We start from the raw sequence: 22,591 nt of genomic DNA, 5'->3' as shown, positions 1-22,591 counted from the left end.
ATGCCAGCGCCCCGCACCCGCCCGGCCCTAGGATGGCCCACCGTAGGATGAAGACGGCAACAGGACGCGCGAGACGCACGGAGCAACGGACGGTGGGCGTGGCAGCAGATCAAGAGGTCAGCTCACGCATCCTCACGATCCCCAACGTCATCAGCCTGCTCCGGCTCGCCCTCGTCCCCGTCTTCGCGGTCCTCATCGTCCGCGGCAACGACGAATGGGCGCTTGCTGTCCTCGCGATCTCCGGAGCCTCCGACTGGCTCGACGGCATCCTCGCCCGACGCCTGGACCAGGTCACCAAGCTCGGCCAGATGCTCGACCCGGCGGCCGACCGGCTCTTCATCCTGGTCACCCTCGTCGGCCTCGCCTGGAGGGACGTCGTCCCCCTCTGGGTCCTCGTCGTGATCCTCCTCCGCGACGTCACCCTCCTGTGCCTCCTGCCCGTCCTCACCCGTCACGGGTACGGCCCGCTCCCCGTGAGCTTCGTCGGCAAGGCGGCGACCTTCGCACTCCTCTACGCCTTCCCGCTCCTCCTGCTGGCCGAGGCCCCCGGCGCCCTGGGCGCGACCGCCTCCATCATCGGCTGGGCCTTCACCGGATGGGGCGTCGGCCTCTACTGGCTCGCGGGCGTCCAGTACATCCGCCAGACCCGTCAGCTCGTCGCACCCCGCACCGACCCCCAGGAGACGGCCGCAGGATGACCTCCGCCCCCCGCAACGACGCGCACGGCTCCCGACACGGGAAGCCGGCCCTCGACGCCTCCATGACCCTCCTCACCGAGGTCATGGACCGCCCGCTCGACGCCGGATACGCCGAGGCCGCCGCACGGCGCGCGGCCGGGGACGAACCACCCCGCAAGACCCGCACCTGGATCCTCGTCGCCGCGCTCGCGATCCTGCTGGGGTTCGTGACGGCCGCCGCGACGATCGACCTGCGCGCGCCTCAGGGTGCCGCGATCGAGGCGCGCAAGGTGCTCGAGAAGGAGATCGTGAGCCGGCGGGACGACGTCGACGCGCTGTCCGCGCAGGCCACGGCCCTGAGCGAGGAGATCGAGACCCTGCAGACGGACGCCCTCGCCGACGTCGACCCCCTCCTGCTCGAGACGCTCCAGACCGACGGCGTCTCCAACGGGTCGATCGCGGTCACCGGTCCGGGGCTCGTGATCACGCTCAACGACGCCGCGGAGGGGGTGGGCGCGGACGACCAGTCCCACAACAAGAAGGTGCAGGACGGTGACCTGCAGCGCGTGGTGAACTCGCTCTGGGCCTCCGGCGCGGAGGCCATCGCGATCAACGGGCAGCGCCTCACGCCGCTCAGCGCCGTCCGGAGCGCGGGCGAGGCGATCCTCGTGGACCTCCAGCCCTTGATCGCCCCCTACAGGGTCGAGGCGATCGGGGACCCAGCCACGCTCGAGACCGAGTTCGCCCGCTCGGCGGCCCCCGGGTACCTGAGCACCATCAGCTCGACGTGGGGGATCCAGTACAGCCGGATCGCGCAGAGCAAGCTCTCGTTGCCGGGCAACGGGATCCAACGTCTGTTCTACGCGCACGCCGTAGACTCCACGGCAGCCACAGGTGACGAGCCTGAGGCGCCGACCGGTCAGGACGGCGCGTCGACGGGGGAGACGGAGAGCCCCGCGTCGACGACCGGTCCCACCGGAGCCGACAGTTCACTCGCAGGGCAGGAGAGCACGGAATGATCGCAGTCGTCGGACTGGTCCTCGGAGTCGTGGCGGGGCTCGTGCTCCAACCCACCGTCCCCGTCGCCCTGCAGCCCTACCTGCCCATCGCGGTCGTCGCGGCGCTCGATGCACTCTTCGGCGGTCTGCGCGCCATGCTCGACGGGCTCTTCAACGACAAGGTCTTCCTCGTCTCGTTCCTCTCGAACGTGGTCGTCGCGGCCCTTATCGTGTTCCTCGGAGACCAGCTCGGAGTGGGCACGCAGCTCTCGACCGGCGTCGTCGTCGTCCTCGGGATCCGCATCTTCTCCAACGCCGCCGCCATTCGTCGGCACCTGTTCAAGGCCTAGGTGAAGCGATGACGACGGACTCGACCCCCACCGGTCCCGTGGACCCCGAGAACCCTGAAACCGCTCCACCCCATGAGGCCGACGTCGCCGCCGGGGAGACGGAGCGTCCCGACGAGGACGCCGCGGTGCCGACCGGACCCACCGCGGACGCGGACGAGACCTCTCCCGGCGACCCGGCCGAGCCTGGCGCCGTCGACGCCGTGGCCGAGGTGCCCGGCGCGCCCGATGCTGCCCGGCCCGACGCGCCTCCTGCGCCTGTCGCCCCTCCGGTGGATCCCGAGGCACACGACGACACTGACGACGCCGCTCCTGAGGCGGGACGCGCAGAGGGCACGCTGGACGGCAGACCGTTGACCGTCGACGCGACGGTCGAGACGCCCGAGGCCGGCGAGACGGCCGACACGGCATCCGCCACGGCCGACAGCGGTGACAGCCGGACCGCGTCCGACGTGCCGTGGGACGTCGCCGACGAGCCGGGCGACAGCGGCGAGCCTGCAACGGTGACGGACGCGTCGGCAGCGGGTGCGACCCCGACCGAGGGCCAGCCGCAAGGCACACCCACGGCCACGGACGTCGGTCTCGGCGCTGGTGCCGGAACCGAGACCTCTGCTCCTTCCCCGACCGCGACGCCTCCGCTCCCGGACCCGGACCGGCCGCACGGGCGCCACGAGGCGACCGGAGGCGCTCCCGCCATCCCCACGGGGGCGAGCACCGACTCCTCGGGCGGCTGGGCGAAGCTCGGTCGCGCCATGAGGCCGACGGTCACCCGTTCCCAGCTCCTCGCCGGTCTCCTGTGCGCCCTGCTCGGGTTCGCACTGGCCGTGCAGGTGAGCCAGACGCAGGAGCAGCAGCTCTCGTCGCTGCGCCAGAGCGACCTGGTCCGCCTCCTGGACGACGTCACCCAGCGCGCGAACGATCTCGAGTCCCGCGTGCAGGGGCTCCAGGACACTCGTGACGAGCTGAGCTCGGGGTCAGGACAGCAGCGCGCCGCCCTCGAGCTCGCGCAACGTCAGTCGCAGACGCAGGGGATCCTCTCGGGTCGACTGCCCGCCGAGGGGCCGGGGATCACCCTGACGATCACCGAGACCGACCAGCGGATCCCCGCGAGCAAGCTCTTCAACATCCTCGAGGAGCTCCGCAACGCCGGCGTGGAGGTCGTCGAGGTCAACGGGATCCGCCTGGTCACGAGCAGCTACTTCGAGGAGACGAGTCGGGGGATGGTGGTCGACGGGCAGAAGATCTCGTCCCCCTACCAGTGGCAGGCCATCGGTGACCCGTCGACTCTCGAGACCGCGCTCGAGATTCCCGGCGGTGCGATGTCGTCGGTCCGCAACGAGGGCGCGAATCCGAAGATCACCCAGGAGGACCTGATCACGATCTCGTCGACGCGCGAGCCGGAGGCCCCCGAGTTCGCGACGCCCGTGCCCGCGGAGGGCGGAAACTGACCCTTCGGGGCTCGTGACGTGGGCGGATACTTTTCTCCGAGCCACCCGGCGGGGTAGGTTGGACGGGTTGGACGGGTATTGCCCGCATCCCCCACCCTCAAGAGGGCGCGGGAGAGCGTGCAGCACCTTTCCGTACCCACGCATTTTGCTCTGAATGCGTCAAAGAACTCCCGAGGAGGCGAGATGACCACTCCAGGTGAATCTGCGGAGCCACGCCGGGGAGGCAGCGACACGACCGTCACGTTCGGGCGGATCGAGCTGCCGATCGAAGAGGGTGCGCAGCCCGGTGGTCTGACCGCCGAGGAACAGGCAGCGATCTCGGCACTGCCCCGCCACTCGGCGCTGCTCGTGATGCAGCGTGGCCCCTCGGTCGGCTCGCGCTTCCTCCTCGACGCCGAGCGGACCGTCGCCGGCCGGAGCGAGCACGCGGACATCTTCCTCGACGACGTCACGGTCTCGCGCAAGCACGCGGAGTTCGTCCGGGACAACGACCAGTTCGTCGTGCGTGACATCGGCTCGCTCAACGGGACCTATGTCAACCGCAACCGCGTGGACGCCGTGGCCCTGGTCACCGGCGACGAGGTGCAGATCGGCAAGTACCGCCTCACCTTCTACACGAGCCCGGTCCTCGGGCAGACCGTGGGGTCGGCGGAAGGCGCGGCAGAGCACCCGTGAACCAGCCGGCACGCTCCCCGTGGGGGCACGAGAACCGGTTCGACGGCACAGGTGCGCTGACCGCACGATCGACCGACGAGGACGACGTCGAGCAGTCCGCCGAACCCTGGCCTCAGGGCATCTCGCGGCGCGCGACGATGCGCATCTCGGACGTCCTGCGTGCCTTGCGCACGGAGTTCCCCAGCGTGAGCCACTCGAAGCTCAGGTTCCTCGAGGAGCAGGGGCTCATCGACCCCGAGCGGACGCCGTCCGGGTACCGGCAGTACTGCCCGGCGGACGTCGAGAGGCTGCGGTACGTCCTGCTCGAGCAGCGCGACCGATACCTCCCGCTCAAGGTCATCAAGGAGAACCTCGCGGCGCTCGACGCGGGCGAGGTGGTCGAGAACCCGGCCCTCCGGCTGGCTGCGAGCGACGGCGAGACCGAGACCACGACGGTTCGGCAGCGATACACCGTCGAGTCGCTCGCGAGCGCTGCGGGGGTGGACGTCTCGCTGGTCGAGGGGCTGATCTCGGCCGGCGTCCTTCGTCAGGCCCCGGGAGGACAGCTCGACGCGTGGTCCCTCGAGGTCGTCCAGCTCGCGGCAGCGCTCGGCGAGTACGGGATCGAGCCGCGCCACCTTCGCCTGCTGCGCACGTCGGCGGACCGCCACGTGGGCCTGGTCGAGCAGGTCGTCGCCCCGTGGCGCAGCCAGCAGTCCTCGTCGGCGCGCGCCCATGCGGGAGCCCTCGCCGGTGAGGTCGGGGAGCTCTTCGCGAAGCTGCACACCGTGTGGCTCCGCCAGGGCGTGGGAGACCTCACGACCTGAGTCGCGCCCGCACGTCCCTTGGACGGCTCGGCCCTGCGGACAGGTGGTGCGGGACCCTCCGTGCGCCTCCTCCTGACGGACGGCGCCCGCCGTCGTACGGTGGACGGGTGAGCAACGAGGTGCCGATGGTCCCGGTCGAGGTGCTCGGCGTGCGCCAGCAGCAGGGAGCAGGGCAGGAGATCGTCGTGCTGCTCCTCGATCCCGCGGCCGAGCTGGTCGTCCCGATCATCATCGGCCCTCGTGAGGCGAGCGCGATCGCGATGGCTCAGGCGCACCTGACGGCACCCCGGCCGATGACGCACGACCTGCTCCGAGATGTCCTCGAAGCGGTGCACGTGGGCCTGCTGCGGGTGGAGATCGTGGCACTGGACGACGGGATCTTCTTCGCCGAGATGGTCCTGAGCACGGGGGTCCGGGTCGATGCCAGGGCGTCGGACGCGATCGCCGTGGCTGTGCGCACGGACAGTCCCGTCATGTGCTCGGCGGAGATCATCGCCCTCGCAGGGGTGGAGATCGTCGACCCCGAGCAGCAGCGGGAGGTGGCAGAGTTTCGTGACTTCCTCGAGCATGTCTCGCCCGAGGACTTCGGGCCGCCGGAACCCGGCGAGGGACCGGGGGAGCGGTAGCCGTGCGGCCATGCTCCGAGCAGTGCCGTGTCACGGACGCAGGTCGTGCGTGCCCGTCGCCCATGATGGCAAAGGGGTCATCTCGGACTAAACTGGGACAAGTGGTCGGGCGCCGTTGTCAGGGGGGCCGCAGGGGACGACGGCGGGTGGTTCACGCGACACGCTCACCCTCCCGAGGTCCCGGTCGTTGACGCTCCCCGGCCCCGGGCCTAGCGTGGAGTCCACATCATCCTTGGAGGCACAGTGAACAGCAGCGGCAGAGCTGGAGCGGAGCCGGGGGCTCCTGTTTCCCACGCGGCCCAGGGACTGCTGTTCGGCGAGGACATCACCGAGCACGACACCACCACCGGCTACCGTGGCCCCACGGCGTGCCGCGTCGCGGGCATCACCTACCGGCAGCTGGACTACTGGGCCCGCACCGGCCTCGTCGAGCCGACCGTCCGCTCCGCCTCCGGCTCGGGGACGCACCGGCTCTACGGCTTCCGGGACATCCTCGTCCTCAAGATCGTCAAGCGACTGCTCGACACCGGGGTCTCCCTGCAGCAGATCCGCACTGCGGTCGAGCACCTGCGTGAGCGCGGCGTGAACGACCTCGCGCAGATCACGCTCATGAGCGACGGCGCGAGCGTGTACGAGTGCACGTCCCCGGACGAGGTCGTCGACCTGGTCCAGGGTGGCCAGGGAGTGTTCGGCATCGCGGTCGGCCGTGTCTGGCGCGAGGTCGAGGGGACGCTGAGCGACATGCCGGCAGAGTCCCTGGGTGACGACGAGACCCCGGGGGTCCCGACCGAGGACGAGCTCGAGCTCCGCCGTCGGGCACGAAGCGCAGGCTGACGCACCCCGCGCCGCAGAGGCGCCCGAGACCCCAGGACCCCGCCCTCAGCGGGGTCTTCTCCTGTCCGGGCTCGCGGCCGGCCGGCCCGTGGCGATGAGCACCTTTTCTCCCGCTCGCCCCCTTCCGGTGACGTCCTGCGCGGGTGGCCGTGCGAAGATCGCCTCTGGACGTCCCCGGCTCGCGCCGGAGCGGCGCCCGTGACGAGCGGGTGCGTGGACCTCTTCTCGCGAGTGTCCCGTGCCCGACCCACGATGACGGATGGGGTACTTGGTGTTCTCGAAAGTTCTGGTCGCCAACCGCGCGGAGATCGCGGTTCGAGCGTTTCGCGCGGCGTACGAGCTCGGCTCCCGGACGGTGGCCGTCTTCCCCTACGAGGATCGGAACTCCGAGCATCGTCTGAAGGCGGACGAGGCGTACCGGATCGGTGAGGAGGGCCACCCGGTCCGCGCCTACCTCGACATCGAGGAGATCGTGCGCGTCGCCAAGGACTCGGGCGCCGACGCGATCTACCCCGGCTACGGCTTCCTGTCCGAGAACCCGGACCTCGCCCGGGCCTGCCAGCAGGCGGGCATCGCGTTCGTCGGGCCGCCCCCGGAGGTGCTCGAGCTCGCAGGCAACAAGGTGCGCGCGCTCAAGGCTGCCAAGGAAGCGGGGATCCCGGTCCTGGCGTCGAGCGAGCCCTCTGCCGACATCGACGAGCTCATCGCCGCCGCGGACGAGATCGGCTTCCCGATCTTCGCCAAGGCCGTCGCCGGGGGTGGTGGGCGCGGCATGCGCCGCGTCGACCGGCGCGAGGACCTGCCTGAAGCCCTGGCCGCCGCGATGCGCGAGGCCGACGGCGCGTTCGGCGACCCGACCATGTTCCTCGAGCAGGCCGTGCTGCGCCCGCGCCACATCGAGGTCCAGATCCTCGCCGACGGCCAGGGCAACGTCGTCCACCTGTACGAGCGCGACTGCTCGGTCCAGCGACGTCACCAGAAGGTCATCGAGATCGCCCCGGCGCCGAACCTGGATCCGGCGATCCGCGACGCCCTGTGCGCCGACGCGGTGAAGTTCGCCCGGTCGATCGGCTACCAGAACGCGGGCACGGTCGAGTTCCTGCTCGACACCGTGGGGGAGCGGGCCGGCCAGCACGTGTTCATCGAGATGAACCCGCGCATCCAGGTCGAGCACACCGTGACCGAGGAGGTCACCGACATCGACCTCGTGTCGTCGCAGATGCGCATCGCGGCCGGGGAGACCCTGGAGGACCTGGGCATCCGCCAGGAGGACGTGCACGTCAACGGCGCGGCCCTCCAGTCCCGCATCACGACCGAAGACCCCTCCAACGGGTTCCGCCCCGACACGGGCCGCATCGTGGCCTACCGGTCGCCGGGGGGCGCCGGCGTCCGGCTCGACGGCGCGACCGCGACCGCCGGGTCGGAGATCTCGGGCCACTTCGACTCGATGCTCGTCAAGCTCACGTGCCGTGGGCGCGACTATCCGACGGCCGTGCGCCGTGCCCGGCGTGCCCTGGCGGAGTTCCGCATCCGTGGCATCCGCACGAACATCCCGTTCCTGCAGGCCGTCCTCTCGGACGCCGAGTTCATCGCGGGGAACCTGTCGACGTCGTTCATCGACGAGCGCCCCGAGCTGCTCGCCGCCCGCGAGAGCGCCGACCGTGGCACCAGGCTCCTGAGCTACCTGGGCGACGTGACCGTCAACAGGCCGCACGGGCCGGGTACGGGGGCGATCGACCCGGCCCTCAAGCTCCCCGCCCTCGACCTGTCGGTGGCGCCGATCCCTGGCAGCCGCCAGCAGCTGCTCGAGCTGGGACCCGAGGGGTTCGCTCGCGCGCTGCGCTCCGAGACCGCCGTCAGGGTCACCGACACCACGTTCCGCGACGCCCACCAGTCCCTGCTGGCCACCCGGGTCCGTACGCACGACCTGCTCGCCGTCGCCCCGTACGTCGCTCGCCTGACGCCGCAGCTGCTCTCGGTCGAGGCCTGGGGCGGAGCCACGTACGACGTCGCGCTGCGCTTCCTCGGCGAGGACCCCTGGGCGCGCCTGGCGGCGCTGCGCGAGGCGATGCCCAACGTCGCCCTCCAGATGCTGCTCCGCGGTCGCAACACGGTGGGCTACACGCCGTACCCGACCGAGGTCACCGAGGCGTTCGTCCGCGAGGCGGCCGCCACGGGCGTCGACATCTTCCGGATCTTCGACGCCCTCAACGACGTCGAGCAGATGCGCCCGGCGATCGACGCGGTCCGTGCGACCGGCACCGCCGTCGCCGAGGTCGCGCTGTGCTACACGGGCAACCTTCTCGACCCGGCCGAGTCCCTGTACACGCTCGACTACTACCTCGAGCTCGCCGACCGCATCGTCGACGCCGGCGCACACGTGCTGGCGATCAAGGACATGGCTGGTCTGCTGCGCCCTGTTGCCGCAGCGCGCCTGGTCACGGCGCTGCGCGAGCGGTTCGACCTGCCCGTCCACCTGCACACGCACGACACGTCGGGCGGGCAGATGGCCACGCTCATGGCTGCCGTGGCCGCTGGTGTCGACGCGGTCGACGTCGCGAGCGCCGCGATGGCGGGCACCACGAGCCAGCCGTCGATGTCCGCACTCGTCGCAGGCCTCGAGCACACCGAGCGCGACACGGGCCTGTCGCTGCGCGCCGTGTGCGACCTGGAACCGTACTGGGAGGCCGTGCGCCGCCTCTACGCCCCGTTCGAGTCGGGGCTCTCGAGCCCGACGGGTCGCGTCTACGAGCACGAGATCCCCGGCGGGCAGCTCTCCAACCTGCGCCAGCAGGCCATCGCGCTCGGACTGGGCGACCGGTTCGAGCAGATCGAGGCCACGTACGCCGCGGCCGACCGCATCCTCGGTCGCCTCGTGAAGGTGACCCCGTCGTCGAAGGTCGTGGGTGACCTGGCGCTGCAGCTCGTGGCCCGTGGCGCAGACCCGGCGGACTTCGCCGAGAACCCCCAGGACTACGACATCCCCGACTCGGTCATCGCGTTCCTGGGCGGGGAGCTCGGAGACCCGCCCGGTGGGTGGCCCGAGCCGTTCCGTAGCAAGGCTCTCGCGGGGCGCGTCGTGCGCACACCCGTGACGCCGCTCGGCGAGGAGGACCAGGCGGACCTCGACGGCGACTCGGCCGCTCGCCGCAACCGCCTCAACCACCTGCTGTTCGCCGGCCCGACCAAGGACTACGAGACGACGCGCGCGGCGTTCGGCGACGTGTCCGTCCTGGGCACCCAGGCCTACCTCTACGGGCTCACGCCCGGCCAGGAGGTCGAGGTCTCGCTCGAGCGTGGCGTCAAGCTCCTCGTGGGCCTCGAGGCCGTGGGTGTCCCTGACGAGCGGGGCATGCGCACCGTCATGTTCACCCTCAACGGTCAGCTCCGTCCGCTCCAGGTGCGGGACCGTTCGATCGAGGTCGACGCGTCGCTCGCCGAGAAGGCCGACCCTGCCGCACCGGGCCAGGTCGCCGCTCCCTTCGCGGGCGCCGTGACGCCCGTCGTGCACGAGGGGGATGTCGTCGAGGCGGGGCAGACTGTCGCGACGGTCGAGGCCATGAAGATGGAGGCCGCGATCACGACCCCCGTGGGCGGGACCGTGCAGCGCGTCGCGATCGCCGCGGTCCAGCAGCTCGAGGGCGGGGACCTGGTGCTCGTCATCGTGTGACGAACGTGCCCGGGCGACGGCCTGGAGGCGCAGCAGTCGGCGGGCCGGGTGGGAGGCTCTGAGCCTCCCACCCGGACCGCCGTCGTCCGTGGGCGAGTCGTCAGTCGGCGACGATCCGCGCCGCAAGGCGGGGTGCCACGCGATGGATGGCGAGCAGGTGCCTCACGGCCCCGACGTGGACCCTGTCCCTGCGCCCGGCGAGGGCGGACAGGATGGCGGTAGCGGCGGCGTCGGGCGTGATCTTGCGTGCCCCGCGGCCCGCTGTCATCGCGGTGTCGACGAGGGGGAGCGCGACCTCGATCGCGCGGACGTGCGGGGCCGTGGCACGGAGCTGGTACCCGAGCGACGTGGTGAAGGCGCTCAGTCCGGCCTTGGCCGCGCAGTAGACGGGCGCGGAGCGCTTGGGGACGGTCCCGAGCGCCGACGTGACGGCGACGACCGCCGCGCGCGGGGCCTCGGCGAGAACCGGCAGGAGGTACGCAGTCAGGTGCAGCGGGGCACCGAGGTCGGCGGCGAGCTCGGCGGCAGCATCCCGCACGAGGGGGCCCGTCGCCCCGGGACGCTGCGTGACGACCCAGTCGCGGTCGAGCTGGACGGCCGCGTTGTGCACGACGAGGTCCAGGCCGGGCAGGTCGACCGCCGTGCGTGCGAGGCGGGCGACGTCGTCGGGGTGGGAGAGGTCGGCGACCAGGGTGCGCAGGCCGGGGACCTGGGCCGCAGCGTCCGCGAGGCGGCCGGGATCGCGCCCGCACACGAGCACGGTCGTGCCGTCCGCGACGAGGCGGCGGGCCAGCGCCAGCCCGACGCCGGAGCTTCCGCCAGTCACGAGGGCTGCGGTCCAGCGGGGGGCGGGGGAGCCGTGCCTGGTGCGGGTCGAGGCGTCCACCTTACCTGTAACACGCGTTACACTCATGTGGTCAACGTAGGCTCGCACCGTCCCGTCGTCAACCCCCAGCCGGAGTCACCGTGTCACGCACCCCCGACGAAGAGCGACGCGCCCAGCTCGTCTCCGGCACGCTCGACCACCTCCAGGCCACGGGCCTCAGCGGCTTCACGCTGAGATCCCTCGCTCCGTCGCTCGGCACGAGCGCCCGGATGCTCGTGCACTACTTCGGGACCCGGGACGCCCTGCTCGAGGCCGTGCTCGTCGAGCACCGTCGACGCATGATCGCGGCGCTCGACGCCGTCCAGACCACCGACCCGCGCATCACCGCGCGATCGGCGTGGGTCGGCATGACCGACCCCGCCCACACCGGACACTTCACGCTCATGCTCCAGGTGCTCACGACGTCCCTCGAGGACGGCAGCCCGCACCACGCGATCGCCCAGGACGCCGTGACCACGTGGGTCGAGCACGTCGAGCGCCTCCTGGTCGCCGTCGGGCGAGCGCCCGACGGCGCCCGCATCGACGCCACGCTCCTCACGTCCGGCCTCAAGGGGCTCCTGCTCGACCGCCTCGTCACGGGTGACCTGGAGCGGACGGACGCGGCCGCCCAGCGTCTGGTCGACCTCCTGCTCGCCCCCTGACCCGGCGCGACGCCCCGCCGCGCGGCACACTGGAACCACCCTCAGCCACCCCACCGAAGGCGACAGATGCGCATCACGTTCCACGGCCACTCCTGCGTCGCGCTCGAGCACGCGGCGACCACCCTGACCTTCGATCCTGGGACATTCGCGGACACCGCCGCGGCGCTCGTCACCCCCGGGACGCTGCTCGTGACGCACGCGCACCCCGACCACCTCGACGTCGGCGCCGTCCGCGCCGCACTCGGGATGCACCCCGAGCTGCGCGTCGTCGGACCGGAGGCAGCGTTCGACCGGCTGGGGGAGACGCCCGACGGCGAACGGTTCCAGGTCGTCGAGCCAGGCGACGTCCTGACGATCGGGCCGTTCTCGGTGCTGGTCGGGGGAGGGCAGCACGCGCTCATCCACCCGGACGTGCCACGGGTCACCAACGTCACCTACCTGGTGGCCGGCGACGGGGTACGTACGTACCACCCGGGTGACTCGTTCAGCCCGCCCCTGACCGACGACCGCCTCGACGTCCTCCTCGCACCGGTGGCCGCACCGTGGATGAAGATCGCCGAGGGCATCGACTTCGTCCGCTCGCTCGACCCTCGGACCATGATCCCGATCCACGACGCGATCCTGTCCCCGGCAGGCCTCACCCTGGTCCACCGGTTGTTCGGCGAGGGGCGCACCGGCGGCACCTACGACTACCGCCCGCTCGAGGTGGGCGGGCATCTCGACGTCACCCCGAGAGGCGAGGAGCAGACCATGACCCACGAGCCCGTCCCGCACCGCGACCCGGAGGCGGTCGCCGACGCGATCCTGCGCGAGCACCCCGAGTTCGACGAGGTGCCCACCATCGAGGTCGACGAGACCGTCCCTCCGCGCCCCGAGGAGGAGGTCGCGGACGCCACGCGGGAGTAGGTGCTGCGGGAGCCGACCTACAGCAGCGGCCGCAGCGGCGCGAGCGCGACCTCGCCGAGCTTCGCCGCGAGCGACCGTCCGGACCACTCCTCGAGCGTGAGCTCGCGGCAGTTGCTGAGGTCGACGTCGTAGACCTTCTCCATCTGCGCCGCGATGCCGGCGTCGACGATCTCGAGGTTGACCTCGTAGTTCCCGGTCAGGCTGAGACGGTCGATGTTGGCCGTGCCGATCGTGGTCCACCGACCGTCGATCGTCGCCGTCTTCGCGTGGACCATGGCGTCCTTGTAGAGCCAGATGGTCACACCGCCGCGCAGCAGGGTCGTGTAGAGGCCCTTGGAGAGCCAGTCCGCCACGACGTGGTTGGAGCGCTCGGGGACCAGGACGCGGACGTCGACACCGCGCTGGGCAGCCATGAGCAGGGCGTCGAGGATCTCGCGGTCGGGGATGAAGTAGGCCTGCGTGATGTAGATGTGGTCGGACGCCCGGTCGATCGCGTCCAGGTAGATGCCACGGATCGGGAAGACCAGGTGGGCGGGGGCGTTGCGGGCCGCGCGGAGCTCGGGCAGCCACAGCCGTGACCCCGGGTCCTCGAGGCGCGGCTGGCCCGGCTTGCGGTTCGAGTTCCAGAAGTCGACGAACGCGTTGCGCAGCTCCCAGGTCGACGGCCCCGCGAGCCGGATGTGGGTGTCGCGCCACTGCGTCGCGTACATGGCGCCGATGTTGTACCCGCCGACGAACCCGATCTCGTCGTCGACCACGAGGATCTTGCGGTGGTCACGGCCCGACTTGCGGACGTTGAGCACCAGGACCCCGGGGCGGAAGACCGGGTAGCGGATCACGTGGATCGGCTCGGGGAACGTCAGGAACTCGCGGGGGACGACGAGGTTCGCGAAGCCGTCGTAGATCACGAAGACCTCGACGCCGCGCTCGGTCGCCTCGACGAGCGCGTCCTTGAACTCCTTGCCGAGGTCGTCACCCTTCCAGATGTACGTCTCGAGCATGATGCGCCGCTTGGCCCCGCGGATCGCCGCGAGCATCTCACGGTAGAGGTCGTCACCGTAGGTGAAGATCGTCGTCGTCGTCTCGCCGATGCTCGCCTCGGCCGGGGCGGAGCGGGGGAACTTGCTGGGGTCGGTGACGCGTCGCTTGCGGATGGCGTCGGCGATCACCAGCCCGGTCGCGACGGTCACGGGGACCGCGACCGCGAGCACTGCTGCGCGGGCCATCACCGTTCGGGCGAGCTGGACGGGAGAGGTCTTCGAGGGGCGCACCTGCTCACCGTAGCCTCAGGTCGCCGAGAGCACCCGGAGAAATGGGGTGACTTTGCCCGTTGCGGTCACCAGGCCGTCACGTCACGCCCTAGGAGCGACGTTTTCTCCGTCTATGTCCGTTTCGAGGAGTCCTTCGCTGCCCATCTCCGCGGGCAGCCCGGTCGACAGGGGGTGGGAACGGATCGCGGCCGCGAGCTCACCCTCGATCCGGTCGAGGTAGACGCCCGTCGTGGCGATCGACGCGTGCCCCAGCAGCTCGGCGATGACCTTCACGTCCCAGCCCTGCGCGACGAGGAGCGTGGCGGTCGTGTGCCGCAGGGCGTGGGGGGTCGCTGCCCGGCGGTACTCCTCGGGCATGCGGGCGACGCACCGGTTGAGCAGCGCGCGGATCGCCTGGGCGTCGATGCGTCGGCCCCGCCAGGTGAGCAGGAGGGCCCGGGCGGCATCGGCGTCGCCCGGCCTGCGTGCCAGGAGCGAGGGCCGGAGCGCAGCGAGGTACTCGTCGAGCGCCCGTGCGAGGGGCTCGGACAGGCTGACGGTGCGCACCGTGCCGCCCTTGCCCTTGATGCGCCAGCGGGTCTGGTCGGGTTCGCGGACGAAGTCGTCGACGTCCGCGCGGGCGACCTCCGAGACTCGTGGGCCAAGGATCAGCAGGAGCGCGATGATGAGGCGGTCCCGCACGGCGAGGTCGTGGTCGGGACGCGGGTGCCCGGCGCTGCCCGTCGCGGTGGATGCCGAGGCGCCGGCCGGTCGCGGCTTGGTGCTCGCGGTCACGAGGAGCGCCTGCGCGGCCGTCGCCGACAGCGCGGTGCGGGCGACGCGCAGGCCGCCGCGGAGCCGGGCCGGGGGAGCGGCCCACTGCATCGGGTCGGCCTGGACCCACCCGTCGCGGGCCGCGTGCGTGAAGAACCGGGAGACCGACTGGCGGAACCGGTTGACGGTCGCAGCCGACCGTCCCGGGCCGTCGGGCTTGGTCCGCGGGTCGGTGTATCGCCCGTCCGGAGTGATCTGGTACCGCAGGAGGAAGTCGTCGATGTCGGCACCGGTGATGTCGTCGAGGACGGTCTCGGGGCCCGCGAGGGAGGAGAACTCCCGCAGGTCACGCTCGTAGTTGCGCTGGGTCGTGGGGGAGAGGACGCCACGGAGCGTCTCCGCCGAGACGGAGGAGAGGTACGTGGAGACCGCCTCGGCGACGGTGACGCGGCGTAGGCGGGGAGGGGCGACCACCGAACAGCTCCTGAGGACGGGACGAGACCGGACATCCGGAGCATAGGGGGCGCCACTGACAGGACCGCGAGCGGTCGAGGGTCGAGGTCACGAGGTCTCACCACGGTGTTGTGCTAAACACAATGGTTTGTCGTGTATGTCCCAATTGAAGGAGCGTACCGCAGTGCTGCGGCATCACGAAAGAGGTCGTGCCGCGTGTCCTCAGATGCCCGACGGCGACGCGACGGCCCGCTGCTCGGCTCGCCTTGTCATGGCGGGCCGCAGGGCGCCGGCCCTGGAGGGGGACCGGTCGAGAAGCGGGGCCAACCACAAGCGATACGCCCACCACGGCGCCGTGACGACAGCGACGACTGCCGTGAGGACGGCCGTCAGTGCCGTGACTGCGAGGACGGTCGCCAGGAGCGTCACCACGAGCGCAGCACATGCCGCACGGGCAGCGGCCGAGGCGCCCGAGCTGCGTACAGGGCGTCTGGGCGAACCGAAGGTTCCTGCAGGATTTACGGGACGCGTCGCCACGAACGGTCCTGAGCTCATTCTCGACTCCAGGTCTCGGCGGGCGCTCCTGGCTGACGCCCTTGCGATGGAGGGAGCCTGCGACCGGCTCCTGTGATGCAGCGCCGGCGAGACCTGGGCGGCTCTGGGGTGGCGTGACGACTCCGAATCTGCGCGAGATCAGCCGCTTCCGACGGGCCGTGCGCAGTCGAGAGGGGTGTGGTCCGAACGTCGTAATGACATAATGTACATTATCGGCGTTGCTTCGGAGGGGCTGAGGACGCGCTGGTGCACCCGCGTGCTGGCCACCCGCGAAGCACGGCTCCGTCGTCGGTTCTGCCGCTCAGCGGGCAGCGCGCCCGAGGATCTCGTCGATGGTGTGACATGCGGCGCCGCGCCGCGTACGACGAACGCAGCTCGTCGCTCAGATGCTCCGTCTCCGACGGCGTCAGCACGAGATCTCCGTACGGGTCGACCTCGGCCTGCATCGGTCGTCGGCTCGCCACGCACCGCCGGACGGGCCCGCTGCCATCGCCGCAGGCCGTGGCCAAGGCCGTCCGGGTCGTGTGGCACGAGCTCGTTCCTTGCTGCGACACCTCGACCAGAGCGATATCGAGAGGTATGGAGGCTTTGCAGCAGGCCCGTACGGTGCGCGCCCGTCGCCCGAATCCTGCCTGCCACTCCCCCGGACCAACCGCTCGTTGAGGACATCGTTGCAGGTCAGAGGCCATTTCTGAGGCTCCTGACCTGCACCGATGCCCTCGCCGCGGCGCCCGTGACCGTTCGACTCAGCCCGCCGCCCTCTTGACGAGGTCCGTGATCGTCGCCTCGTTCTCCGGCGTCAGCACCGTGAGCGCGTACGCGACGGGCCACAGGGTGCCGTCGTCGAGCTGTGCCACGTCGTTGAAGCCGAAGGTCGGATAGCGCGCACCGAACTTCTCCGCGGGCTGGAAGAAGCAGAGGATCTTGCCGTCCTTGGCCCAGCCGGGCATCCCGTACCAGGTCTTCGGCGCGAGCGCGGGCGCGTGCTCGGCGACGAGCTCGTGGATCCGCGAGGCCATCGAACGGTCCGGCTCGGAGAGCTCCGCGATCTTCTCGAGCTGGGCCTTCTCCGCCTCGGCCCGGTTCGCGGACGCCTTGAGCTCCTTGGCGCGCTCCTTCATCGCCGCACGTTCCTCGGCCGAGAAGCCTTCGTAGGCCTTGCTGGTTGTCGTCGACTTCGTGGTGCCGGTCATCGCGATTCCCCTTCGTGGTGTGTCTGCCGTCGGGTTCGACGCTACTGAGGGGCGACAGTGCGCGCTTCTCCAGACCTGCTCGATCTTGCCGGGGTGACGCAGCGGCCTGTTCCCGGCGGCGGGAGAATCGTGCCGTCGGTCTTTTTCGAGAGCGTCGGTGAACGGAGAAGAAGGTCGCCGAGGAATCCACGGTGCGCCGTTCGGAATGCCGCAACACATCCGCTCCCGGATTCTTCGGATCGCCGTGCCGAGCGGGTCGTCCATGCCGAGGACGCGGCGGCGGAGCGACGTTCGGCAAATTCCCTTGCTCATGCTCGGTGGCGTCGTGCTAGCGTCGCGGTGATCGCGACCCGTCGAGGAGGTGAGACCCGTGAACGCAGCATCCGTACCGGGCGCTCCCCCGCAGCCCACGATCACGCGACGGCGCTAGTCGCCACCGGGAGCGCTTGCCAGCTACTTCGCGAAAGGCGACTCCCATGAACACCTCACCCTCTTCTCCCGCGCACTCCCCCGTGACGCCCGACCCCGGCCCGCAGGAACGACCTGCCGGTGGCCGGGCCGTGGTCCTCGGTGGAGGGGGCTCGACCGGAAACGCCTGGCTGATCGGCGTCGTCGCCGGCCTGTTCGAGGCCGGTGTGGACGTGACCACCCCCGACGTGACCGTCGGGACGTCGGCTGGCTCGACCGCTGCCGCCCAGCTGGCGGGTGCGGCCCCGGCCGACCTGCTGGCGGCGGCCCTTGCCTCGACCCCTCCGGGGCGACGCGCTCCGGAGGGAGCTGCCCGCAGGCCTGTCGACGACCACCTCGAACGGATGCGCGCCCTCATCGCCTCGGCCCACGACCAGGCTGACCTGCGCAGACGTGTGGGCGCCGCAGCGCTCGAGCGGGAGTCGACGTCGGACGGTTCCTGGCAGGAACGGTGGCGGTCCACGGTCGCGTCACGGCTTCCGGGTCAGACGTGGCCGCTGCTGCGACGGGTCCTCCTCACGGCTGTCGATGCCGAGACCGGGGAGCCGACGGTCTTCGACCGCGACAGCGGGGTCGACCTGGTGGACGCCGTCGCCGCGAGCTGTTCGAGCGGTCTTCCCTACGCGATCGCCGGTCGCCGGTACATCGACGGGGGCTACCGGCGCAACGAGAACGCCGACCTCGCCGCGGGGTACGGGCGGGTGCTCGTGCTGTCCCCGTTCGGCGGCCGGTCCCTCACCCCGCCGACATGGGGACAGCAGCTGGCGACGCAGGCCGACGAGCTCCGCGCGCGTGGCAGCGAGGTCGTGTCGATCTTCCCGGACGCCGACTCCGAGCACCTGTTCGGTGCCAACGCGATGGATCTCTCGCTCCGCCCGACGGCCGCTCGAACCGGGTACGAGCAGGGCCTGGCTGTGGCCGATCGCCTGACCGAGTTCTGGCGCTGACCCCGCGACAAGAATGTCACCTCCCCGGTCGTGTGGTGCTTTTCGCGCCACGCGACCGGGGAATGCGGAGCAGTCGTCAGGAATTCAGGTCAGTCGTTCCGAAAGATGGACCGTTACCGTGTCTCCGATGTCCTTGCCGAGCTTCTTACGGAGCTTTGTGCTGATCGAGAGCATGTGGCCACCGGACCCGGTCGGCATGAGCCCGGCCGTGAGGTCGTGGCCGTCCACGGTCGCGACCACGCGTACGGCCTTCCCCGTGCCCAGGAGCTCCACCGAGTCGGGCACCTCGACGCACGACCAGACGTCGTCGCGCACCGTCACGCCGATCGGCGCAGAGAATGTGACGTCCATCGGACCTGGACTCGTGCTCACCACGTGACCCCCTCGTCGTCGACGGCGCCGTGTGCGTCCGTCGTGCGTCGTCCGACTCTATCGAGCGGCGCCGGGCACGCGCCCGCCCTCGCCGGAGCGAAGTCTCTTGATGTCGACAGACTTCTCCAGGAAGCCCTGAGAGCGTCGGCGTCCTTGTCGCGCTCGGCGCATCTCGGACACGTCGCCGCAGGTACGGAACCGGTCGTGATTGTCCGTCGTGCGCCTGGAAGGTCGATGCCCCGTGAGTTCTAGACCCACGGGGCAGGAGTCACCACTCCCCCATGAACCGTTGCAACATCAACGATCGAGCACGTCTGCCCGCGGCTCGATCGAACCTCGTGGGCACACCCTGGGCACTAGCCGGGCGAGACCGCACGCAGTCGCGCCGTCTCCAGCGCGACCGCGACACCGTCGAGATCCTTCTCGAAGAGGTCCGCGTAGACGTCGAGGGTCATGCTCGCGGAGGCATGTCCCAGCATGCGCTGGACGGCCTTGACGTTCGCCCCCGCGGACACCGCGAGGCTCGCGGCGCTGTGGCGGAGGTCGTGCGGAGTGAGGTGGTCGTCGATGCCCGCGACGCGAGCCGCGCGGGAGAACCAGCCGGTGCCCGACTTGGACCGCTTGAGGTAGGTGCCGCGGTCGCCGTGGAAGACGACGTCGTCGCGCCCCTTGCCCTCGCACGCTGCGGCGAGGGGCAGCGAGAGGAACGCGGGGAACGGGACGGAGCGCCGCTCGTGGGTCTTGGGCGTCCCGACGACGATCTCGGAGCCGACCTCGACCGCGTTTTGGTTGATGCGCAGGCGCTGGCGGAGCATGTCGAGGTCCCGGACACGGAGGCCCGCGGCCTCGCCCCAGCGCAGCCCGCAGTAGGCGAGGACCAGGACGAGGGTCTCGTGCCGGCCGGCCGCGGTGGCGAGCGCGGCGACCTGCTGGTGGTCGAGGTAGGTGTGCTCGCGCCGGACCTTGCGGGGCAGGTTGACCCCGCGGGCCGGGTTGGTGAGGATGCGTCGGTCGTCGACGGCGTCGTCGAGCAGCGACGCGAGGGCGCCGTGCGCGCGGGCGACCGTCGTCGCGCTGTAGGTGGCACTCAGGTCGGAGACCCAGGCCTGCACCGCGGTGCGCCGGATCTCCGCGACGGGCACGCTCCCCCACCGGGGCGTGACGTGCAGCCGCCACGAGCTCTCGATCGCGCGGGCGGTCGACGGTTTGAGGTGGGTCTGGCGCCCGAGCCACGCTCCCCCGAGCTCGTGCACGGTCGACCGGGCTGCCGTCGGGTCGATGAACTCGCCGCGCAGGATGGACACCTCGAGCGAGGACGCGAAGGCCTCGGCGCTGCGCTTGGTCTTGAAGCCACGCTTCTTGGTCTGCTTGCGCTCGGGGGTGCGGTAACGAACCATGTACCGTCGCCCGGCCGTCGTCTCGTACGCCTCAACGGTCGCCATGACGATCCGTCCACTGTGCGTGGTCTGCCTGGTTCCTCACAGCACGAACGGTACCGCGATCCGTCGCATCAGCGACGATCCGGACAGGTCGTCGAGCGGCGGCACCGGCGGATCGACGGTCACGTCCGCGTCCCACCGGTGGGCTCTGGCCGGTCCCCTGACGTGCGGTACAGGCAGTGCCCCGGGCAACATCACACCGTCGATCGTGCGTGTGGAGTTGCGCCGACCTGCGAAAACCGGAAACCTGGTCGGTGGTCTCGCGGGTGTGCGCGTCCTCCCCGATGCGTGCGGTCTGCTGGGCAGCCTCGACGGGTGGGTTCGGCGTGCCACGTGCGTTCACCGGACCTTCACGCCCCGCCGGAACACGCGCATCCGGTCGGACGTTGACCCCCATAGACAACCCCTGCCGCTACCCCTTGGAGGACGACATGCCAGACCGGTCCCTACGTGGAATGAGCATCGGTGCGAAGAGCATGGAGTCCGACGCGGGCGTCGACTTCGCCCCTCGTTTCCAGGCGCACTACGACTGCCCCAACGGTCACACCATCATCCTGCCGTTCTCGACCGAGGCCGAGGTGCCCGCGGTGTGGGAGTGTCGCTGCGGTGAGGAGGCCCTCCTGCGTGACGCGGAGCGCCCCGAGCCCAAGGCCGGCAAGCCCGCCCGTACGCACTGGGACATGCTGCTCGAGCGTCGCACGATCAAGGAGCTCGAGGAGCTGCTCGACGAGCGCCTCGGTCTCCTGCGTGCCGGCAAGCTGCGCCGCAGCGCCTGATCGTCTGACGCGTCGGGCCCGGAACTCCTCGGAGCTCCGGGCCCTTCGTCGTCCCTGGGGCCTCGGCCGGGCTCTCCCCCGCTCACCGACAGGTGTCCGGTCCGCCCGACGGCGCCGCGCACCCACCGGGGCCGTCGCACCCGGGCGAACCTCGCCGTCGGGCAGGACGGGCCTTCCCGGGGTGCGCACCGCGCGGTCGGACGACTAGCGGCGTGCAGGCTTGGACGTCGGGCGCTTGGCGGTGGGCTTGCGCGCAGGGGCCTTGGCGCTCGCGGCCGGACGGGAGACGTGGGCGACGACGCCCGCGACGACGAGCAGGACCGTGAGCCCGCCCGCGATCCACCCGGGCCAGTACCCCAGCCGTACGGCCGGGGTCAGGGAGTCGCGCAGGGGCAAGGTCGCGACCATCTGGTCGGCCGTGAAGAGCTCGGTGCTCTGCAGGAGCGCGCCGTTGGGGGCGATGATGCCGCTGACGCCGACGGTCGAGATCTGCACGGTCGCGCGCCCGGTCTCGACGGCGCGCAGGCGAGACATGGCGAGCTGCTGGGTGGACTCGGCGCTGTACCCGAAGGACGCGTTGTTGGTGGGCACGACGAGGAGCTCCGCGCCGGCGTTCACGGCGTCGCGGATGAGCTCCTCGTACGCGACCTCGAAGCAGATGACGGTGCCGAGCGGGACGGTGCGCCCGAGGCGTTCGGAGGGCAGGTCGACGACCGCGACCTCGTCGCCCGCGATCATGTCCGTGGTCACGCGGTCCACCTGGTCGGAGAAGATGCGCACGAAGCTGCGCATCGGGATGTACTCGCCGAACGGTGCGGGGTGCTGCTTGGCGTACCGGTCGATGACACCCTGCCCGGGGGCCCACAGCAGCGACACGTTGTACCGCCCGCCGGTCTCGGGGAACTCCTGCGCCCCGACGAGGATGGGCGCGCCGACGGTCGTCGCGGCCGCGTCGATGTCGGCGGCGACGTCGGGGGTGGTCTGCGGGTCGAGGTCGGAGCCGTTCTCGGGCCACAGGACGACGTCGAGCTCGCCGGGGTCGACCTCGTCGAGCAGGGCGAGCGTGCCGTCGACGTGGTTCTGCAGGACCTCGCCACGGTTGGCGAAGGACCCGAGGCCCGGTTCCCCGACGTTCCCCTGGACCGCGCCGATCTTCAGGGTCCCGGTCTCGGCGCGGGTGTCGAGCGGGACGACGAGGCCCGCGCCGAGGAGCACGGCGGCCGTACCCAGTGCGCACAGGGCGGGCAGGGCGCGCACCTTCCGGGCCTCGAGCACGAACACGGCGAGCAGGACCCCGATCGCGGCGGTCAGCAGGGAGACGAGCAGTCCTCCGCCGAGCCAGGCGGTGCGCCCCAGCAGGGAGTCGACCTGGGAGAACGCGAGCCGCCCCCAGGGGAACCCGCCGAACGGGAACTCGGAGCGCCACTGCTCGACCGCGACCCACAGCACGGAGAACGTCACGACCTGCCACGCGAGGTTGCGGGCGACGGCCCCGATCCGCCGGGCCCAGGTCCACATCGCGCCGAACAGCGCGAGGAAGACCGCTTCGAGGACGCTCAAGGCGAGCCAGGGCACGGTGTCGGTCGCGATCTGAGCCCACTGGATGTGCGGGAGGAAGAACGCGAGGCCCCACACGAGCCCGACGAGGGCGTTCCACCAGACGCGGTCACGACGCAGGGCCAGGAAGAGGGCTGCGACCCCGACGAACGCCATGGGCCACCACCCACGGTCGGGGAAGGCGGTGTTCGTCAGGAAGCCACCACCGGCGGCGAGAAGGATCAGCAGCCAGCGGCTCGGCTCACGGGTCGACACCAGTGCAGGGTACGCCACGTACCTGCAGGTCGGCCGGG

General features: G+C 71.1%; 20 protein-coding genes. 13 read left to right on the top strand and 7 right to left on the bottom strand.

Annotation, left to right across the window (positions count from 1 at the left end):
• The first annotated feature begins 98 nt into the window (after positions 1-98).
• From H9652_RS14595 to H9652_RS14555, 9 genes are all read left to right on the top strand, one after another.
• Positions 99-698, top strand: coding sequence for a CDP-alcohol phosphatidyltransferase family protein (locus tag H9652_RS14595; RefSeq protein ID WP_318244189.1), 600 nt, complete (start codon positions 99-101; stop codon positions 696-698).
• Positions 695-1,696, top strand: a complete 1,002-nt coding sequence (locus H9652_RS14590; RefSeq protein WP_191796892.1) for a DUF881 domain-containing protein — start codon at positions 695-697, stop codon at positions 1,694-1,696. Before H9652_RS14595 ends, H9652_RS14590 begins: the two co-directional genes overlap by 4 nt.
• On the top strand, positions 1,693-2,025 hold the full coding sequence (locus H9652_RS14585) for a small basic family protein (protein WP_030151349.1): 333 nt from the start codon (positions 1,693-1,695) through the stop codon (positions 2,023-2,025). Before H9652_RS14590 ends, H9652_RS14585 begins: the two co-directional genes overlap by 4 nt.
• A gap of 8 nt (positions 2,026-2,033) precedes the next feature.
• Entirely contained in the window at positions 2,034-3,470 is a 1,437-nt protein-coding gene (locus H9652_RS14580; RefSeq protein WP_191796891.1) for a DUF881 domain-containing protein, read from the top strand.
• A 183-nt stretch (positions 3,471-3,653) separates the two neighbouring features.
• Positions 3,654-4,145 (top strand): FHA domain-containing protein, encoded by a 492-nt coding sequence (locus tag H9652_RS14575; RefSeq protein WP_191796890.1) that lies wholly within the window; start codon positions 3,654-3,656, stop codon positions 4,143-4,145.
• Complete coding sequence (gene ftsR, locus H9652_RS14570) at positions 4,142-4,951, top strand: transcriptional regulator FtsR (RefSeq protein ID WP_318244188.1); 810 nt, start codon at positions 4,142-4,144, stop codon at positions 4,949-4,951. Before H9652_RS14575 ends, ftsR begins: the two co-directional genes overlap by 4 nt.
• 107 nt (positions 4,952-5,058) lie before the next feature.
• The gene (locus tag H9652_RS14565) at positions 5,059-5,577 is read left to right on the top strand and encodes a bifunctional nuclease family protein (RefSeq protein ID WP_371415754.1); all 519 of its coding nucleotides are present in this window, start codon (positions 5,059-5,061) and stop codon (positions 5,575-5,577) included.
• 243 nt (positions 5,578-5,820) lie between these two features.
• A complete protein-coding gene (locus H9652_RS14560; RefSeq protein WP_191796889.1) occupies positions 5,821-6,411 on the top strand; it encodes a MerR family transcriptional regulator in 591 nt (196 codons plus the stop codon).
• 271 nt (positions 6,412-6,682) lie between these two features.
• The gene (locus H9652_RS14555; RefSeq protein WP_191796904.1) at positions 6,683-10,081 is read left to right on the top strand and encodes a pyruvate carboxylase; all 3,399 of its coding nucleotides are present in this window, start codon (positions 6,683-6,685) and stop codon (positions 10,079-10,081) included.
• Positions 10,082-10,181: 100 nt separating this feature from the next.
• Here H9652_RS14555 and H9652_RS14550 read toward each other — a convergent pair whose 3' ends face one another.
• On the bottom strand, positions 10,182-10,907 hold the full coding sequence (locus tag H9652_RS14550) for an SDR family NAD(P)-dependent oxidoreductase (RefSeq protein WP_191796888.1): 726 nt from the start codon (positions 10,905-10,907) through the stop codon (positions 10,182-10,184).
• 140 nt (positions 10,908-11,047) lie between these two features.
• Here H9652_RS14550 and H9652_RS14545 point away from each other — a divergent pair, with 140 nt between their 5' ends.
• Positions 11,048-11,608: a TetR family transcriptional regulator gene (locus H9652_RS14545; protein ID WP_191796887.1), complete on the top strand. Its 561-nt coding sequence runs from the start codon at positions 11,048-11,050 to the stop codon at positions 11,606-11,608.
• 66 nt (positions 11,609-11,674) lie between these two features.
• The gene (locus H9652_RS14540; RefSeq protein ID WP_191796886.1) at positions 11,675-12,514 is read left to right on the top strand and encodes an MBL fold metallo-hydrolase; all 840 of its coding nucleotides are present in this window, start codon (positions 11,675-11,677) and stop codon (positions 12,512-12,514) included.
• A gap of 17 nt (positions 12,515-12,531) precedes the next feature.
• Here the strand turns inward: H9652_RS14540 and H9652_RS14535 are convergent, their stop codons facing one another.
• The 3 genes from H9652_RS14535 to H9652_RS14525 form a co-directional block, all read right to left on the bottom strand.
• Positions 12,532-13,785 (bottom strand): phospholipase D-like domain-containing protein, encoded by a 1,254-nt coding sequence (locus H9652_RS14535; protein ID WP_318244187.1) that lies wholly within the window; start codon positions 13,783-13,785, stop codon positions 12,532-12,534.
• 81 nt (positions 13,786-13,866) lie between these two features.
• Positions 13,867-15,012, bottom strand: coding sequence for a tyrosine-type recombinase/integrase (locus H9652_RS14530; protein ID WP_191796885.1), 1,146 nt, complete (start codon positions 15,010-15,012; stop codon positions 13,867-13,869).
• Between the two features lie 1,280 nt (positions 15,013-16,292).
• Positions 16,293-16,739, bottom strand: coding sequence for an iron chaperone (locus H9652_RS14525; RefSeq protein ID WP_191796884.1), 447 nt, complete (start codon positions 16,737-16,739; stop codon positions 16,293-16,295).
• Positions 16,740-17,215: 476 nt separating this feature from the next.
• Between H9652_RS14525 and H9652_RS14520 the strand changes: the two genes are divergently transcribed.
• Complete coding sequence (locus H9652_RS14520; protein WP_191796883.1) at positions 17,216-18,154, top strand: patatin-like phospholipase family protein; 939 nt, start codon at positions 17,216-17,218, stop codon at positions 18,152-18,154.
• Between the two features lie 84 nt (positions 18,155-18,238).
• Here H9652_RS14520 and H9652_RS14515 read toward each other — a convergent pair whose 3' ends face one another.
• Both H9652_RS14515 and H9652_RS14510 read right to left on the bottom strand, forming a co-directional pair.
• On the bottom strand, positions 18,239-18,505 hold the full coding sequence (locus H9652_RS14515) for a DUF1905 domain-containing protein (protein WP_191796882.1): 267 nt from the start codon (positions 18,503-18,505) through the stop codon (positions 18,239-18,241).
• Positions 18,506-18,882: 377 nt separating this feature from the next.
• Complete coding sequence (locus tag H9652_RS14510; protein ID WP_191796881.1) at positions 18,883-19,968, bottom strand: site-specific integrase; 1,086 nt, start codon at positions 19,966-19,968, stop codon at positions 18,883-18,885.
• Positions 19,969-20,396: 428 nt separating this feature from the next.
• Here H9652_RS14510 and H9652_RS14505 point away from each other — a divergent pair, with 428 nt between their 5' ends.
• Positions 20,397-20,741, top strand: coding sequence for an RNA polymerase-binding protein RbpA (locus H9652_RS14505; RefSeq protein WP_138824427.1), 345 nt, complete (start codon positions 20,397-20,399; stop codon positions 20,739-20,741).
• Between the two features lie 204 nt (positions 20,742-20,945).
• On the opposite strand, the gene lnt is transcribed toward H9652_RS14505, so the two are convergent.
• Positions 20,946-22,553: an apolipoprotein N-acyltransferase gene (gene lnt / locus H9652_RS14500; RefSeq protein ID WP_191796880.1), complete on the bottom strand. Its 1,608-nt coding sequence runs from the start codon at positions 22,551-22,553 to the stop codon at positions 20,946-20,948.
• Positions 22,554-22,591: the final 38 nt, after the last annotated feature.

Origin of the sequence: Oerskovia rustica (assembly GCF_014836555.1) — a bacterium.
GTDB classification, from domain to species: Bacteria; Actinomycetota; Actinomycetes; order Actinomycetales; family Cellulomonadaceae; genus Oerskovia; species Oerskovia rustica.
The sequence above is the reverse complement of the archived record's forward strand: the minus strand, read 5'-3'. Positions and strand labels throughout refer to the sequence as shown.